Annotated in this window: 13 protein-coding genes and 2 tRNA genes; 9 read left to right on the top strand and 6 right to left on the bottom strand. The window is 50.8% G+C overall.

Annotated features, from left to right (window positions below):
• Positions 1-99: 99 nt before the first annotated feature.
• Positions 100-744 carry a YchE family NAAT transporter gene (locus JHD74_RS04080; protein ID WP_021181228.1) on the bottom strand — a complete coding sequence of 215 codons (645 nt, stop codon included), beginning with the start codon at positions 742-744 and terminating at the stop codon, positions 100-102.
• A gap of 520 nt (positions 745-1,264) precedes the next feature.
• Between JHD74_RS04080 and adhE the strand changes: the two genes are divergently transcribed.
• Entirely contained in the window at positions 1,265-3,940 is a 2,676-nt protein-coding gene (gene adhE, locus JHD74_RS04085) for a bifunctional acetaldehyde-CoA/alcohol dehydrogenase (protein WP_074029227.1), read from the top strand.
• 163 nt (positions 3,941-4,103) lie between these two features.
• Here the strand turns inward: adhE and JHD74_RS04090 are convergent, their stop codons facing one another.
• Positions 4,104-4,688, bottom strand: coding sequence for a thymidine kinase (locus JHD74_RS04090; RefSeq protein ID WP_024528791.1), 585 nt, complete (start codon positions 4,686-4,688; stop codon positions 4,104-4,106).
• 878 nt (positions 4,689-5,566) lie between these two features.
• Here JHD74_RS04090 and hns point away from each other — a divergent pair.
• Positions 5,567-5,974 (top strand): histone-like nucleoid-structuring protein H-NS, encoded by a 408-nt coding sequence (hns, locus tag JHD74_RS04095; RefSeq protein WP_024486694.1) that lies wholly within the window; start codon positions 5,567-5,569, stop codon positions 5,972-5,974.
• Positions 5,975-6,133: 159 nt separating this feature from the next.
• On the opposite strand, the gene JHD74_RS04100 is transcribed toward hns, so the two are convergent.
• From JHD74_RS04100 to rssA, 4 genes are all read right to left on the bottom strand, one after another.
• A complete protein-coding gene (locus tag JHD74_RS04100; protein WP_024528790.1) occupies positions 6,134-7,144 on the bottom strand; it encodes an NAD-dependent epimerase in 1,011 nt (336 codons plus the stop codon).
• Positions 7,145-7,153: 9 nt separating this feature from the next.
• Positions 7,154-8,497, bottom strand: coding sequence for a UDP-glucose/GDP-mannose dehydrogenase family protein (locus JHD74_RS04105; protein ID WP_074029229.1), 1,344 nt, complete (start codon positions 8,495-8,497; stop codon positions 7,154-7,156).
• 378 nt (positions 8,498-8,875) lie between these two features.
• The gene (gene rssB, locus JHD74_RS04110) at positions 8,876-9,889 is read right to left on the bottom strand and encodes a two-component system response regulator RssB (RefSeq protein WP_024528788.1); all 1,014 of its coding nucleotides are present in this window, start codon (positions 9,887-9,889) and stop codon (positions 8,876-8,878) included.
• 105 nt (positions 9,890-9,994) lie between these two features.
• On the bottom strand, positions 9,995-10,906 hold the full coding sequence (gene rssA, locus JHD74_RS04115; RefSeq protein ID WP_024528787.1) for a patatin-like phospholipase RssA: 912 nt from the start codon (positions 10,904-10,906) through the stop codon (positions 9,995-9,997).
• Positions 10,907-11,052: 146 nt separating this feature from the next.
• Between rssA and JHD74_RS04120 the strand changes: the two genes are divergently transcribed.
• The 7 genes from JHD74_RS04120 (at position 11,053) to JHD74_RS04150 (ending at position 15,437) form a co-directional block, all read left to right on the top strand.
• Positions 11,053-11,511 (top strand): YchJ family protein, encoded by a 459-nt coding sequence (locus tag JHD74_RS04120; RefSeq protein ID WP_199061767.1) that lies wholly within the window; start codon positions 11,053-11,055, stop codon positions 11,509-11,511.
• A gap of 37 nt (positions 11,512-11,548) precedes the next feature.
• A complete protein-coding gene (purU, locus tag JHD74_RS04125) occupies positions 11,549-12,397 on the top strand; it encodes a formyltetrahydrofolate deformylase (RefSeq protein WP_021181219.1) in 849 nt (282 codons plus the stop codon).
• 212 nt (positions 12,398-12,609) lie between these two features.
• Positions 12,610-12,694 (top strand) — tRNA-Tyr (locus JHD74_RS04130).
• 222 nt (positions 12,695-12,916) lie between these two features.
• Positions 12,917-13,001, top strand: a tRNA-Tyr gene (locus JHD74_RS04135).
• Between the two features lie 494 nt (positions 13,002-13,495).
• Positions 13,496-14,068 carry a TIGR00730 family Rossman fold protein gene (locus JHD74_RS04140; protein ID WP_024486669.1) on the top strand — a complete coding sequence of 191 codons (573 nt, stop codon included), beginning with the start codon at positions 13,496-13,498 and terminating at the stop codon, positions 14,066-14,068.
• A 101-nt stretch (positions 14,069-14,169) separates the two neighbouring features.
• Positions 14,170-14,973: an exodeoxyribonuclease III gene (gene xthA, locus JHD74_RS04145; protein WP_199061769.1), complete on the top strand. Its 804-nt coding sequence runs from the start codon at positions 14,170-14,172 to the stop codon at positions 14,971-14,973.
• 44 nt (positions 14,974-15,017) lie between these two features.
• Positions 15,018-15,437: a pyrimidine (deoxy)nucleoside triphosphate diphosphatase gene (locus tag JHD74_RS04150; RefSeq protein WP_074029235.1), complete on the top strand. Its 420-nt coding sequence runs from the start codon at positions 15,018-15,020 to the stop codon at positions 15,435-15,437.
• The last annotated feature ends 2 nt before the right edge of the window (positions 15,438-15,439 follow it).

Raw genomic sequence — 15,439 nt, forward strand, 5'->3', positions numbered from 1 at the left:
TAGGCAGGTTGTGCACTTTAATAATGCATTGGCTGAGATAATTTGAAAAATTAAAAATAACTTAAGCCGCAAACAAGATTATCCGCGGCTTTATTAAGGTTATAACAGCCCTGGGAAAATGGCTTTAATCCCGGTGACAATAAATTCGATCCCCAGCGCCATCAACAACAGCCCCATGATACGGGTAATGACGTTGATGCCGGTTTGCCCCAGTAGACGCACCAGCAGCGGAGCTGCCCGGAACAATAGCCAACAACAGAAAGCGAACAAGGCGATCGCCACGGTAAAACCTAACAGGTTCTGCCAACTGTGGTAACGAGAGCTCCAGACGATGGTGGAACTGATGGCACCCGGCCCGGCCATCAGCGGCAGCGCCAAGGGAACGACCCCGATGCTTTCACGGATCGCGCTCTCTGATTTTTCCTGCTTGTTCTGTTTGTCTTCACCTAGCTTGCCGCTGATCATCGACATGGCGATGGTCACCACCAGAATGCCGCCTGCAATACGGAAAGAATCGATAGAGATACCAAACATACGCAATATGCCCTCGCCCAGGAACAGCGAGGTCCACAAAATAATCGCCACCGACAGGTTAGCCGTCAGGTTGGTTTTGTTACGCCCGACCTCGGCCTGATAGCTGGTCATGCTGATAAATACCGGCAGAATACCTACCGGGTTGACCAACGCAAACAGGCCGACAAAGAACTTGATGTAGCCGGAAAAATCCAACAGAGATTGGCCCACGAAAAACTCCGCATAAATAGCTGTAAAAAGAGACACTGCCGATGCGCGCTAATGTAATGGAATTACGTCAGCTAATCCATCCACCCAGACAGCATTTTTCCCTACCCCAACAGAATGTTACAAAACAATTCGCTATTGTTAATGCCTTGTATGTTGTTTGCTGACATCAGGTATCATCTCATTCACCATCAAACACATTGTTGATAATCGCTCTCAATAAACGCCAGCTGAAAGGTGTCAGCATGCGATTTTTATGACGTAAATCACAAAATATCTACTCAGGAATAGTTAAGCTCTTAGTCGTAGTCAAAAGGGAGTACGAGGTAGGGATACCGATTTCTCTCTCGCTTGCCTACTACCAACTTGCACTTGGTAAAGCTCTTTAAGTAAATCAGCAGTATGGGTCGCTAACTGCGGGAAAAGTCTCATTATTTAACAGACGCCTTCCTGACAGATGTCTATACTAGTTCCTCGAACGGCTTATTTACTGAAAGAGTTTAACATTTATCAGGAGAGCATCATGGCTGTAACGAATGTCGCTGAATTGAACGAGCTAGTTGCACGTGTCAAAAAAGCCCAGCGCGAGTATGCCAACTTCTCACAAGAGCAAGTTGATAAGATCTTCCGCGCCGCTGCCCTCGCCGCCGCAGATGCCCGTATTCCTCTGGCTAAACTGGCCGTTGAAGAATCAGGCATGGGTATCGTTGAAGACAAAGTCATCAAAAACCACTTCGCTTCCGAATACATCTATAACGCCTATAAAGACGAAAAGACCTGCGGGATCCTCTCCGAAGATGAAACTTTCGGTACCATCACCATTGCAGAGCCAATTGGCCTGATTTGCGGTATCGTGCCAACCACCAACCCAACTTCTACCGCAATCTTCAAAGCGCTGATCAGCCTGAAGACCCGTAACGGCATCATTTTCTCCCCGCACCCACGTGCCAAGAACGCCACCAACAAAGCCGCAGATATCGTACTGCAGGCTGCCATTGCTGCTGGCGCACCGAAAGACATCATCGGCTGGATCGACCAGCCAACGGTTGACCTGTCCAACCAGCTGATGCATCACCCAGACATCAACCTGATCCTGGCAACCGGTGGCCCAGGCATGGTTAAAGCCGCTTACAGTTCTGGTAAACCGGCTATCGGCGTTGGTGCCGGTAACACTCCAGTTGTAGTCGATGAAACTGCCGACATCAAACGCGTTGTTGCTTCCATCCTGATGTCAAAAACCTTCGACAGCGGTGTGATCTGTGCGTCTGAACAGTCCGTGATCGTGGTGGACTCCGTGTACGATGCAGTGCGCGCGCGCTTCGCTTCCCACGGCGGCTACATGCTGCAGGGCAAAGAGCTGAAAGCCGTTCAGGACATCATCCTGAAAAACGGTGGCCTGAACGCCGCTATCGTTGGCCAGTCTGCACCAAAAATCGCTGAAATGGCCGGTATCAAAGTGCCTGCCAACACCAAAATCCTGATCGGTGAAGTGAAACTGGTTGACGAATCTGAGCCATTTGCTCACGAAAAACTGTCACCTACCCTGGCGATGTACCGTGCCAAAGATTTTGAAGACGCCGTCAGCAAAGCAGAGAAATTGGTCGCCATGGGCGGTATCGGTCACACCTCTTGCCTGTACACCGATCAAGATAACCAGACTGCACGTGTAGAGTATTTTGGCGACAAAATGAAAACCGCACGTATTCTGATCAACACCCCGGCTTCTCAGGGGGGTATCGGTGACCTGTACAACTTTAAACTCGCTCCGTCACTGACGTTGGGCTGCGGTTCCTGGGGTGGTAACTCCATCTCTGAAAACGTCGGTCCAAAACATTTGATCAACAAGAAAACTGTAGCGAAGCGAGCAGAAAACATGTTGTGGCACAAACTTCCTAAATCAATCTACTTCCGCCGTGGCTCACTGCCAATCGCGCTGGAAGAAGTGGCTACCGACGGGGCAAAACGCGCCTTTATCGTTACCGACCGCTACCTGTTCAATAACGGCTATGCGGATCAGATCACCAAAGTTCTGAAATCACACGGTATTGAAACTGAAGTATTCTTTGAGGTTGAGGCTGACCCAACGCTGAGCATCGTACGTAAAGGTGCCGAGCAGATGAACTCCTTCAAACCAGACGTGATCATCGCGCTGGGTGGTGGTTCACCAATGGACGCAGCAAAAATCATGTGGGTGCTGTATGAACATCCTGAAACCCACTTCGAAGATCTGGCACTGCGCTTTATGGACATCCGTAAGCGTATCTACAAGTTCCCGAAAATGGGCGTGAAAGCGAAAATGATCGCCGTCACCACCACTTCAGGTACCGGTTCAGAAGTGACACCGTTTGCGGTTGTGACCGATGACGCGACTGGCCAGAAATACCCACTGGCTGACTATGCTCTGACCCCGGACATGGCGATTGTCGATGCCAACCTGGTGATGAACATGCCTAAATCCCTGTGCGCCTTCGGCGGCCTGGATGCGGTCACCCACGCCCTGGAAGCCTACGTTTCCGTACTGGCCAACGAATATTCAGACGGCCAGGCGCTGCAAGCGTTGAAACTGCTGAAAGAATATCTGCCAGCCAGCTATCACGAAGGGGCGAAAAACCCGGTTGCTCGTGAGCGTGTACACAACGCTGCTACCATCGCCGGTATCGCGTTTGCCAACGCCTTCCTGGGTGTTTGCCACTCAATGGCCCACAAACTGGGTTCTGAGTTCCATATCCCGCACGGTCTGGCTAACGCCATGTTGATCTCTAACGTTATCCGTTATAACGCCAACGACAACCCGACCAAGCAGACCGCCTTCAGCCAGTATGACCGCCCTCAGGCACGTCGTCGCTACGCGGAAATCGCAGACCACCTCGGTCTGAGCGCTGCCGGTGACCGTACCGCACAGAAGATCGAGAAACTGCTGAAATGGTTGGATGAAATCAAGGCAGAACTGGGTATTCCAACCTCGATCCGCGAAGCTGGCGTACAGGAAGCCGACTTCCTGGCCAAGGTCGACAAACTGTCTGAAGATGCGTTTGATGACCAATGTACCGGTGCTAACCCACGTTATCCGCTGATTGCCGAACTCAAGCAAATCTTGATGGATACCTTCTACGGTCGCGAATTCAGCGAAGCGACTGAAGAAGAGGCGGTAGTTGCAGCACCGGTTGCAGCTAAAGCGGAAAAAAAGTCCAAGAAATAACCGTTCTCTGAATGGTCAAAACCCGCCGAAAGGCGGGTTTTTTTATGCATGAGATAAATTGCACCCAATGAGCACCACGCTATTTGGACAGCAATCCCAGCTGACCTACAGGGTGGCATCAAAAAACGCCGCATAGGCCTTCTGCGGCGCTTATGGCGCAATATCACTCTGGAGCTTTGATCGCTTCCTTATAGTGCTTGCGGCATACCGAAACATAGCTTTCGTTACCCCCGATCACCACCTGCTCCCCCATATGCATCGCCTTGCCATCATCCCCCAGGCGCAACACCATATTGGCTTTACGCCCGCAATGACAAATGGTCTTCAATTCGACCAGTTTATCGGCCCAAGCCAGCAGATGATGGCTGCCAACAAACAGTTCCCCAAGAAAATCCGTGCGCAAGCCATAACACAGCACCGGAATATCCAGCTGATCGACCACCTCGCAAAGTTCTTCAACCTGCTCCTTGGTCAGAAACTGGCTCTCATCCACCAGCACGCAATGCACGGGCTGCTGCTGGTGCTCCTGATTAATCATGGCGTACAGTTGAGTGGCGTTATTGTAAAGCTGTGCTTGCGACGACAACCCAATCCGCGAACTCACTTTGCCCACGCCAAAGCGGTGGTCGATCTCCGCGGTAAACACCAACGTACGCATACCACGTTCTTGATAATTATATGAAGATTGTAACAGCGCCGTCGATTTCCCCGCATTCATAGCGGAATAATAAAAATAAAGCTGAGCCATGTGGCCGCGACTCCAATGGTTTAAAATATATACCCAAAGACTTTCCGGTTGTAGCGTAGCCTCCGTTGACTCATCCTCTGGTCTTGCTGGCGCGCTACACTGCGCCCTTGCCAATCAGGGCGAATATATTCAGCCCCGGTTAATGAGTCTGTTGCGGTTAACAACGCTGCGGCCTGAGAGACGGAGGGTATATACTGTCGGAAGGTGCAGGTTGACAGTGTAGCATAGACCGTGGCCAGACTCAGCAAGCGGGCTGACATTATCTTGGCCTAAGAAAATAGCCATCAACCAAGTTTCATGTGAAACATTTTACACGCGCAACGGACACTTTTACATCTATTTACAGATTACTGAGGTTTATCAAGCACAATTAATTATTGTTAATGATTAACTAAATTCATTAATGCTCAAGCGGATATGTACTGTCAGCAAGCAAACAGCCTGCCTTGCCCCTCCCGCCAGCAATGCAATTAAATGTGTTTTGAGCGATGACTGCCCGGTTAATTGGAACGCTTAACAACTTACTCACTCCTGACAGGCTGTTTACCGTTATACCCCCATTCTTTACAGTACTAGTCCTTTTGGGGAAGTGATTATGGACACAAATCCTTCCCGATACTGTTATAGAGCATAATTATGCCACGTGGGCCAAAATGACTTTAAGCTCGGCGATTATGCCTTGCGGTTGGACAATTTGGCTTAAAACCCAGGGGGGGGATTAAAGCCTGTTTCCCCTATGTTATTAGTCGGACAGTTCTCAATATCGGTTTTTTAAAGATAAATTTAGTCACTCTTTCAATTTGGCTATTGCAGAAAAGAAAGGAGCACTCTATTATTATCGTCACGCCCCCCCACCAATATAATTTGAGACTAGAACAATGAGCGAAGCATTGAAGATTTTGAACAACATCCGTACTCTACGTGCACAGGCAAGAGAATGCAGCCTGGAAACACTGGAAGAGATGCTGGAGAAGCTGGAAGTTGTTGTTAACGAACGCCGCGAAGAAGACAGCCAGGCTCAAGCAGAAATTGAAGAGCGCACTCGTAAACTGCAACAATACCGCGAAATGCTGATTGCAGACGGTATTGATCCAAACGAGCTGCTGCAAACTATGGCTGCTACCAAAGCCGCTGGTAAAGCAAAGCGTGCTGCACGCCCAGCTAAATACCACTACAAAGACGAAAACGGCGAAATGAAAACCTGGACTGGCCAGGGCCGTACTCCAGCCGTGATTAAAAAAGCTATCGAAGAGCAAGGCAAGTCCCTGGACGATTTCCTGCTGTAATAGCATTTTAGTTACCTTAAAAAGGCTCCCTATGGGAGCCTTTTTGCTTTGCAGCCACGGCAATCACCTTGACCTTCACGCGGGTGACTAGCAAAATTCTGATTTACAGGAAAAGAAAAAGGGGCCGAAGCCCCTTTATTTTACCCGTCTATCGTTCGGTTACTGAACGTTATAAAACGCCCGATACCAATCAACGAACCGTTTAACCCCTTCATCAACGCTGGTCTCCGGTTTAAACGCGATAGTCTGGTAAAGCTCATCGGTATCCGCACTAGTATCCAAAACGTCACCAGGCTGCATCGGCAGCATATTTTTGTGCGCCGTGATACCTAGCGCTGCCTCCAGAGCATGAATATATTCCATTAACTTAATAGGGCTACTATTGCCGATATTATAGACATGGTAAGGCGCAGAACTGCTGGCTGGAGACCCTTGCTCCACCGTCCAATTGGCATTGGGCTGAGGAACGATGGCCTGCAAGCGCACTACCGCCTCGGTAATATCATCAATGTAAGTAAAGTCACGATGCATCTCACCGTGGTTATATACATCAATACTCTCACCGGCCAATATCGCCTTGGTGAATTTAAACAGCGCCATGTCAGGACGCCCCCAAGGGCCATATACGGTGAAAAAGCGCAGGCCGGTGGTTGGCAGACCATATAAATGCGAATAGCTGTGCGACATAAGCTCATTGGCTTTTTTCGTCGCCGCATACAGGGATATTGGGTGATCGACCGAGTCATCCGTCGAAAACGGCAGCTTGCGATTCAGGCCATAAACCGAGCTGGAAGACGCGTACAACAGATGCCCAACCTTATTATGCCGACACCCTTCAAGAATGTTCAAATGGCCAATCAGGTTGGAATCAGCATAAGCCAAGGGGTGATCCAGCGAATAACGCACCCCGGCCTGGGCGCCGAGGTGAATGACCCGCTCAAACTGATGTTCCGCGAACAGCTCGGCAATTCCATTGCGATCGGCCAAATCCAGTTTGATAAACTGAAATGCTGGCTGATTAGCCAGCATGTCGAGTCGTGCCTGTTTCAAGCTGACAGCGTAATAATCATTCAGGTTGTCGATACCGACAACCTGATGCCCCATGGCTAGCAGACGCTCCGTTACGTGATAACCAATAAACCCTGCAGCGCCTGTAACCAGGAATTTCATGCTCACCTCTTAGATGACCGGCTTAATCGATGCGCCACGACCAATACCATAATACGTAAAGCCACGAGCTTGCAGACGTTCTGGATCATACAGGTTACGGCCATCAAAAATGACGGGCTGCTTCAAGGCTGCCTTAATCGCATCAAAATCCGGAGCACGAAAATTCTGCCATTCGGTACAGATCACCAACGCATCGGCTCCCTGTAACGCCGCTTCTTTGGTCCCCATCAGTTTCAGATCGGCACGTTGCCCATAGATACGCTGCGCTTCGGCCATGGCTTCCGGATCATAGGCCTGCACACTGGCACCTAGCTCCCACAGCGTCTCCATCAGTACGCGGCTGGACGCTTCACGCATATCGTCGGTATTAGGTTTAAACGCCAAGCCCCACAGCGCAAAGGTTTTGCCTTTTACATCATTAGCAAAATGATGCTTGATGAACTGGGCCAGCTTATGTTTCTGCTGGTTGTTCACCTGCTCTACCGCCTGCAACAGCTTAGGCTGATAACCGATATGCTCTGCGGTACGGATCAGCGCCTGAACGTCTTTCGGGAAACAAGAGCCGCCGTAGCCGCAGCCTGGATAAATGAAGTGATAGCCAATACGCGAATCCGAACCGATCCCCTGACGCACTTTTTCAATGTCCGCACCCAGCATCTCTGCCAAATTGGAGATTTCGTTCATAAAGCTGATTTTGGTCGCCAGCATGCAGTTGGCAGCATATTTGGTCAGCTCTGCGCTGCGGATATCCATCAGTATCATGCGGTCGTGATTGCGGTTGAACGGCTCATACAACTCACGCAGCGGCTCGATGACGTCTTTGTTGTCGGTGCCCAGCACGATGCGCTCAGGGCGCATACAATCGGCAACAGCGGCACCTTCCTTGAGGAACTCCGGGTTGGAGACGACATCAAACGCCAAGTCGCTGCCACGCTTGCGCAACGTTTCGGTCATCACTTCACGAACTTTATCAGCGGTACCTACCGGTACGGTTGACTTATCGATCACCACTTTACGGTCTGTCATATGTTCGGCGATGGTGCGTGCCACGGCGGTGACATATTTAAGATCGGCAGAACCATCTTCGTCCGGTGGCGTTCCCACAGCGATAAACTGGATCGTGCCATGATCAACACCGGCTTTCGCATCGGTAGTGAAATGTAGGCGACCAGCTTCATAGTTTTGCTGTACCAACGAAGTCAAGCCCGGTTCAAAGATCGGAATATTGCCTTTTTTGAGGTTTTCGACCTTCTGTTCATCGATGTCGATACACATGACATCATGACCCACGTCAGCCAACACGGCTGCCTGCACCAGGCCAACATAGCCAATACCGAAAACGGTTACTTTCATCGGGAAGTCCTAATTTTCAAATTTAACAAAAAGTTATCAAGCTACTCCTGTTCGTCTGCCACCCTAGGCAGCAGCCAAACCAACAATTCTTTACCCATGTCGGGTGGTCTTTTCGTCTCGACACGCGATGCGTCAAAGAGCTCACAAACGGGCTTATCAACCGCAAAGGCTACAAAGGTCCTGATGATCTATCCAAGTAGCTCTATTTTCGCTCTCAAATTGCGCACTTACTCCGCCATACGAAAAACCTGCAAAGTATACCAGCTTAAATCGGCTGAGTATTACCCCAAGTTCAAATAGCAATAAATTAAGACAACTTCCTATGGAAACGACGGTGATGGAATAGTCAGAGACAATTGCGGAAGTTCTATTGATGATTTATTCAGCACTTAGCATCAGACGTAACCGGCCGCCGCTGCCCCACACCTGGCACTGCCAGGCATCACAGCGTTGGCTAATTTGATTCATGTAAGTGGTGCCAAGCGTTCCCAAGGGTACGCCATTACTTAATTGAATCAGGTTATCCCCTGTATTTACATTGGCATGCAAACCGGCAGAGGCCAGCACCAGATTCTTATATTCGGCATGATAGTAGCCCACCAACAGCGGAAATTGGCCTTCCAACTTGCCTTGGCGCAATAATTGGTTAACTTGTTTTAACAATGCAGACATTTGCGGCAGGCGATGCTGTTGATTGGCTAAATGATCTTGTAATAAACCGTTGAATAACGCACGCAATAACAAGGCAGCCATCACGCCATTATCTCCTGCACGGGTGACATCCAGGCAATAAAACGCCAGATCTTTATCCGACAATGCAGCGATATCCAGCACCAAACCCGGATTATCGCTGGTGGTTAATTGCCGATAATTAATACGGCAACCGGCAATAGACTGCTGCACGGGGGGTTGTAACTGCTTGAGTAATCTCACGGCCTCGGAGGGATTTTGACTTAATGCCTGCCAATCCTGGAACAGGTCGGCCTCTTCGATTGCCTGCGAAGTGAACATGTTAGGGTAGAGGCAAGCCAGCACCGCTTCGCGCAGCCGATTGAGGTCACTCAACGGCTTCAGCAACACATCCTGTACGCCGAGCCGCAACACCTTGGCGATATCCGCCATCTTATCGGTCGCCGAGATCACCAATACCGGGATCTTTATCCCTTGCAAACGCAGATGCTCAACAAACTCGATGCCGTCCATTTCCGGCATGGCGAGATCGCACAGGATCAGATCGGGAGAAAATTCCTCAACCGCACTCAACGCCACAAGGCCATTGGCCGCCTCGCTGGTTTGCGCTCCCAAGGAAGCAAGATAACCTACAAGCACAGAACGGAAAACCTGCTCGTCCTCAACGATTAAGATGCGCTTGTTTATCAGTGGTAATGCCATCGACCCAGCCTCTTCCCTTTTGATGTTGTAATAGTGGCTCATAATGAGCACTTGTGCTTGTCGAAAACACGCCCGATAGCATCATTCCACCCTAACAGATGGTAATCATTTATTTTTTATCAATGGTGCCAAAACATCTATCTGTTTTTCTACCGCCAAGCGGCCTGCCTCTATTGCCTCGCTGGCGCGATGGAAATCCAGGGTGGATATTTGTGGGCAATACGGCTGGATCAACACGTCTGGCGGGTCACTGGCCATACGGCTTCGCTTCACCCGATTCTCCAGCATCTGAATCGAGGCGCTCATGATTTCCATCGCCGTGGGGGTGAAGGTGGTTTTCTTCAGCATCATTTTGTTCATGCGTTCCCGCAGGCGGTCGCGCCAGTTATTGGCATCGACAATGCTTGTTTCACCCTGATCGCCAGCGTCATTACGTATCGAAAACAGATCCTGCTGCATCAGGTGCGCATCATGCTGCAAATCCACGGCAATCACTATGTCTGCCCCCATCGCCCTGGCCAATGAGATAGGAACCGGGTTGACCAAGGCACCATCCACCAACCAATACCCGTCAAACCAGACCGGTGCCAACAAGCCCGGCATGCTGCAGGAAGCACGAACAGCCTGGTGGATATCCCCTTTGGTCATCCACAGCTCACGGCCGGTACTGAGGTTGGTGGTCACCGCCCCGAATTTCAGTGAGCAGTCGGTAAAGTCGTTAATTTTCAGTATTTGGCCAACGACGTTAAATACGCGTTCGCCGCGTAATAATCCACCGCGCTGCCAGGAGAGATCCATCAGCCTGATCACGTCCCAGTAACTGAATGATCGTACCCATTTCTCCATCGCTGGCAACCGATGGCTGGCAAACGCAGCCCCAACCAGTGCTCCCACGGAACATCCTGCAACAATATCGGCTTCGATACCCAGCTTTCGCAATGCGTTAATCACGCCGATATGCGCCCATCCCTTGGCGGCACCGGCCCCTAATGCCAACCCGATTTTAACTTTCCGCATGCTTCGCCTATCCTTTGCACAGTGAATTCACTCAGCCCAATCGCAGGGTACATTGTCATCAACGAATAATGTTAGGTAACATATGCTTTAAATTCATTTTAGCTGCGGCTTTACATCACGCTAGCTAACCACTGAGAGGCGTTATTTTGACTGAGCTATGCCCCTGCGGCAGCGGGCAGGACTACAGCGCTTGCTGTGCACCCTATATAACAGGTACTCAATACGCTATGTCGCCGGGCATATTAATGCGTTCGAGATATTCCGCCTATGTAAAACGGGATGTGGATTATCTTATTGCGACCTGGCACCCAGACTGCAATCCCGAAGAGTGGCGCAGCGCCATCAGCAGCAGCTTTGGCAATACCGAATGGCTTGGGCTGACGGTGGTAGCGGAAACCGCCGGCAATAGCGTCGATGAGGGGTTCGTGGAATTCATCGCCCGATCGCGCGATGGAGACAGCGAGAGTGCCATGCACGAGCGTTCCCGCTTCCTTCGCCTTGAACAACGCTGGTACTATATCGACGGAACCAAACCTCAACCGGGCAGAAATGCCATTTGCCCCTGCGGTTCAGGCAAAAAATATAAAAAGTGCTGCGGGCAATAAGCCTGCGGGTTCAGAATCAGACGGAATCGACACACTCATGCCACAGCAAAACGTACAAAGAAAAATTTTACGCACCATCTGCCCCGATGCCAAAGGGCTGATCGCCAAGATCACCAACATTTGTTACAAGCACGAATTGAACATTGTGCAGAACAATGAGTTTGTCGATCACCTCACCGGTCGTTTCTTTATGCGTACCGAGCTGGAAGGGATCTTCAATGATACGACGCTGTTGGCCGATCTGGACGGCGCGTTACCAGAAGGTTCAGAGCGTGAACTGCACAGTGCAGGCCGCCGCCGTATCGTGGTGCTGGTCACCAAAGAAGCCCACTGCCTGGGCGATCTGCTGATGAAAAGCGCCTATGGCGGCCTGGACGTTGAGATTGCCGCCGTGATTGGCAACCACACCACGTTGCAGACGCTGGTGGAACGCTTTGACATTCCGTTCCATTTGGTCAGCCACGAAGGACTGACGCGTGAACAGCATGATCAACAGATGATCGCACAGATCGACCAATACCAACCGGATTACGTGGTATTGGCCAAATATATGCGCGTGCTCACCCCGGCTTTCGTTCAGCATTACCCGAACCAGGTGATCAATATTCACCATTCGTTCCTGCCAGCCTTTATCGGTGCGCGCCCTTATCATCAGGCTTATGAGCGTGGCGTGAAGATCATCGGGGCAACGGCGCACTACGTGAACGACAGCCTGGATGAAGGCCCAATCATTATGCAGGACGTTATTCATGTCGATCACACCTATTCGGCTGAAGATATGATGCGTGCCGGGCGTGACGTGGAGAAAAACGTACTTAGCCGCGCACTGTATCGCGTGCTGGCGCAACGCGTGTTCGTCTACGGTAACCGCACGGTGATCCTGTAATTGGTTAACAAAGCGGTGTCTTTCGTTCACGGAAGCACCGCTGAGAATAAAAAAGCGACAAACAATTCATTTTCTGCATTTCAATGCTTTACACAAGCGTTTCATTTGATATGATGCGCCCCGCTTACCGAGACAGACGTTTCGCAAGCAATTATGTCGTACCGAGGGATCTAGCCGATTCCCAGTAACAAGTAGTGAACCATGAGCATCATGGTGGGGTTCCCGAGCGGCCAAAGGGAGCAGACTGTAAATCTGCCGTCACAGACTTCGAAGGTTCGAATCCTTCCCCCACCACCATCTTCTCCTAGAGCACTGAAATGAAATGTTGTTCAGAGTTTCATTTAGCACTGAAGGGAAGGATGAGAAGCTTCGACCAAGGTTCGAGTCCACACAGTGGACAACGCGCTTGCGCGGTCATCCTTCTCACCACCGTAACTGTGGCCAAAGAGATGGATTAGTCAGCACTACCAGAAAGATTTTGCCAACTTTCTGTTCAAAATTAGCAACCATGAATACCATGGTGGGGTTCCCGAGCGGCCAAAGGGAGCAGACTGTAAATCTGCCGTCACAGACTTCGAAGGTTCGAATCCTTCCCCCACCACCATCTCTTTACGTACCTCCCACATTTGAAATCATCACGTCACTCCCATGTACCACCGAATTGGGAAGGATGAGAAACTTCGACCAAGGTTCGAGTCCACACAGTGGACAACGCGCTTGCGCGGTCATCCTCCCCACCACCATCCTTGTATCCCCCCTCACAGACTTAATATTTTCGTCGTATCATCATGCACCACCGAACCAAATAGCTGCTCCTTATTGTGCTACAGGTGGAAGTCATACAGAACACCGACACGCCGTAAACCCGTCCCTGGGGGCTCGCAATCGTGCATCCATGCGCTCAACGGACGGCTAACCTGCAATGACTCCCACCTGCCTCAAGCTCAGGTGTAGCGGTATAAAGCACCATTACTCAGACAACGAGTTTCGACTGTAAGAAGTCATCCTTCCCAGCTCTATCGCAATACCAATTCCCCTTGAACTAAATCCCACAATTCGCTATACCACTGGCTTCGTTAAAAGCAGCAAGGGAAAGTCATGCGTAACAACATTTGTATCTTTTGTGGTGCCAGCGAGGGCAATAATCCAGCCTATGTCGAACATGCCCGCCAACTAGGTCACCTGCTTGCCACCCAAGGGCGGCGTCTCGTGTATGGCGGTGGTAAAAAAGGATTAATGGGTGTGGTAGCAGACGCGGTACTAGAGGCTGGTGGTGAAGCAATAGGCATCATTCCCCAACGGCTGGTCGAGGCCGAAACGGCGCACCGTGGCCTGACCGAGTTGGAAATCGTCCCCGACATGCACACCCGTAAGGCGCGGATGGCCGAACTGGCCGACGGCTTTATTGCCCTGCCTGGCGGCATCGGTACGCTGGAAGAGCTGTTCGAAATCTGGACCTGGGGGCAGATCGGTTACCACAGCAAGCCGGTCGGACTGCTGGATGTTAACGGTTTTTACCACCCGCTAAGCCAGTTTTTACAGCATGTCGCCGATCAAGGCTTTATGCGGCATGATTATCTCAAGACCTTGCATATCAGCGATTCTCCGGCAGCCTTAATCCAGCTGTTTGATGACTATCAGCCGCAGAATTACGACCGCTGGGCGAAATAATCCCTGCCTACCAGCGGCAAACCGCCGCTGGTCCACGTTACATTTTCAGCCAAACTCTGCTACTATCTGAACACATTTTTCGGATAAAAACGGCAGCGCTCATGAAGTTTGTTTCTTTTAATATCAATGGACTGCGTGCACGTCCGCATCAACTGGCAGCAATTATCGAGCAGCATCAGCCGGATGTGATCGGCCTGCAGGAAACCAAAGTCCACGACGATATGTTCCCGCTGGAAGAAGTTAGCCAACACGGCTATCACGTGTTCTATCATGGGCAGAAAGGTCATTACGGCGTGGCGTTGCTGACTAAAGATGAACCTCTTGCCGTACGCCGCGGTTTTCCTACTGATGAAGAAGATGCACAGCGTCGTATCATCATGGCCGACCTGGCAACGCCACAAGGCACATTGACGGTGATTAATGGTTACTTCCCGCAAGGAGAAAGCCGCGACCACCCTATCAAATTCCCAGCCAAAACCCGCTTTTATCAAGATCTGCAAAATTATCTGCAACAACTGCCGGCAGAGTCGCAGGTGTTGATCATGGGCGATATGAACATCAGCCCAAGCGATCTGGACATCGGTATTGGTGAAGAGAGCCGCAAACGTTGGTTGCGCACCGGAAAATGCTCCTTCCTGCCTGAAGAGCGTGAATGGATGGGCCGCCTGCTGGACTGGGGTCTGGTAGATACCTACCGTCATGCCAACCCTGAGCGTAACGATGAGTTCTCGTGGTTTGACTATCGTTCGCGCGGTTTTGATGAAAACCGTGGTCTGCGCATCGATCTGTTGCTGGCTAGTACCTCATTGGCTGGGCGTTGTACCGCCACCGGCATTGATTATCAGATCCGTGCCATGGAGAAACCTTCAGACCATGCTCCTGTCTGGGCCGAGTTCGCACTGTAATCTCCCAGCCCCGATGCAGGTCGGGGCAACATTGAATCCAAGCTATGAAAATCATTGATGTCGTTGCCGCCATTATCGAACAAGATGGCAAGATCCTGCTCGCCCAGCGCGACAACAGCAGCGATCAGGCTGGCCTATGGGAGTTTCCCGGCGGTAAGGTCGAAATGGCTGAGAGCCAGCCCCAGGCGCTCACCCGTGAACTGAGGGAAGAGTTGGGCATTATCGCCAAAGTGGGGAGTTTTGTGGCCAGCAATCAGTGGCCGCAAAAGGAGAGGATTATTCGGCTACATGCTTGGCAGGTTGTCTCCTTCAGCGGGGAATTACAGCTACATTGCCATAGCGCATTTGCTTGGGTTACGCCCGAGCAAGCCAGAGATTACCCGCTAGCCCCCGCCGATATTCCCCTGTTGGAAAGCTATATCCGCTTCACCCCACCCCTCTCCCACAGTGGTAAGGCGCTGTAATA

Origin of the sequence: Serratia sp. ASV30, assembly GCF_016428815.1 — a bacterium.
GTDB classification, from domain to species: Bacteria; Pseudomonadota; Gammaproteobacteria; order Enterobacterales; family Enterobacteriaceae; genus Chania; species Chania fonticola_C.

Coding starts and splice junctions, on each gene's coding strand:
- adhE (WP_074029227.1), top strand. CDS start 1,265: ATGGCTGTAACGAATGTCGCTGAATTGAACGAGCTAGTTGCACGTGTC.
- JHD74_RS04090 (WP_024528791.1), bottom strand. CDS start 4,688: ATGGCTCAGCTTTATTTTTATTATTCCGCTATGAATGCGGGGAAATCG.
- hns (WP_024486694.1), top strand. CDS start 5,567: ATGAGCGAAGCATTGAAGATTTTGAACAACATCCGTACTCTACGTGCA.
- JHD74_RS04100 (WP_024528790.1), bottom strand. CDS start 7,144: ATGAAATTCCTGGTTACAGGCGCTGCAGGGTTTATTGGTTATCACGTA.
- JHD74_RS04105 (WP_074029229.1), bottom strand. CDS start 8,497: ATGAAAGTAACCGTTTTCGGTATTGGCTATGTTGGCCTGGTGCAGGCA.
- rssB (WP_024528788.1), bottom strand. CDS start 9,889: ATGGCATTACCACTGATAAACAAGCGCATCTTAATCGTTGAGGACGAG.
- rssA (WP_024528787.1), bottom strand. CDS start 10,906: ATGCGGAAAGTTAAAATCGGGTTGGCATTAGGGGCCGGTGCCGCCAAG.
- purU (WP_021181219.1), top strand. CDS start 11,549: ATGCCACAGCAAAACGTACAAAGAAAAATTTTACGCACCATCTGCCCC.
- JHD74_RS04140 (WP_024486669.1), top strand. CDS start 13,496: ATGCGTAACAACATTTGTATCTTTTGTGGTGCCAGCGAGGGCAATAAT.
- xthA (WP_199061769.1), top strand. CDS start 14,170: ATGAAGTTTGTTTCTTTTAATATCAATGGACTGCGTGCACGTCCGCAT.
- JHD74_RS04150 (WP_074029235.1), top strand. CDS start 15,018: ATGAAAATCATTGATGTCGTTGCCGCCATTATCGAACAAGATGGCAAG.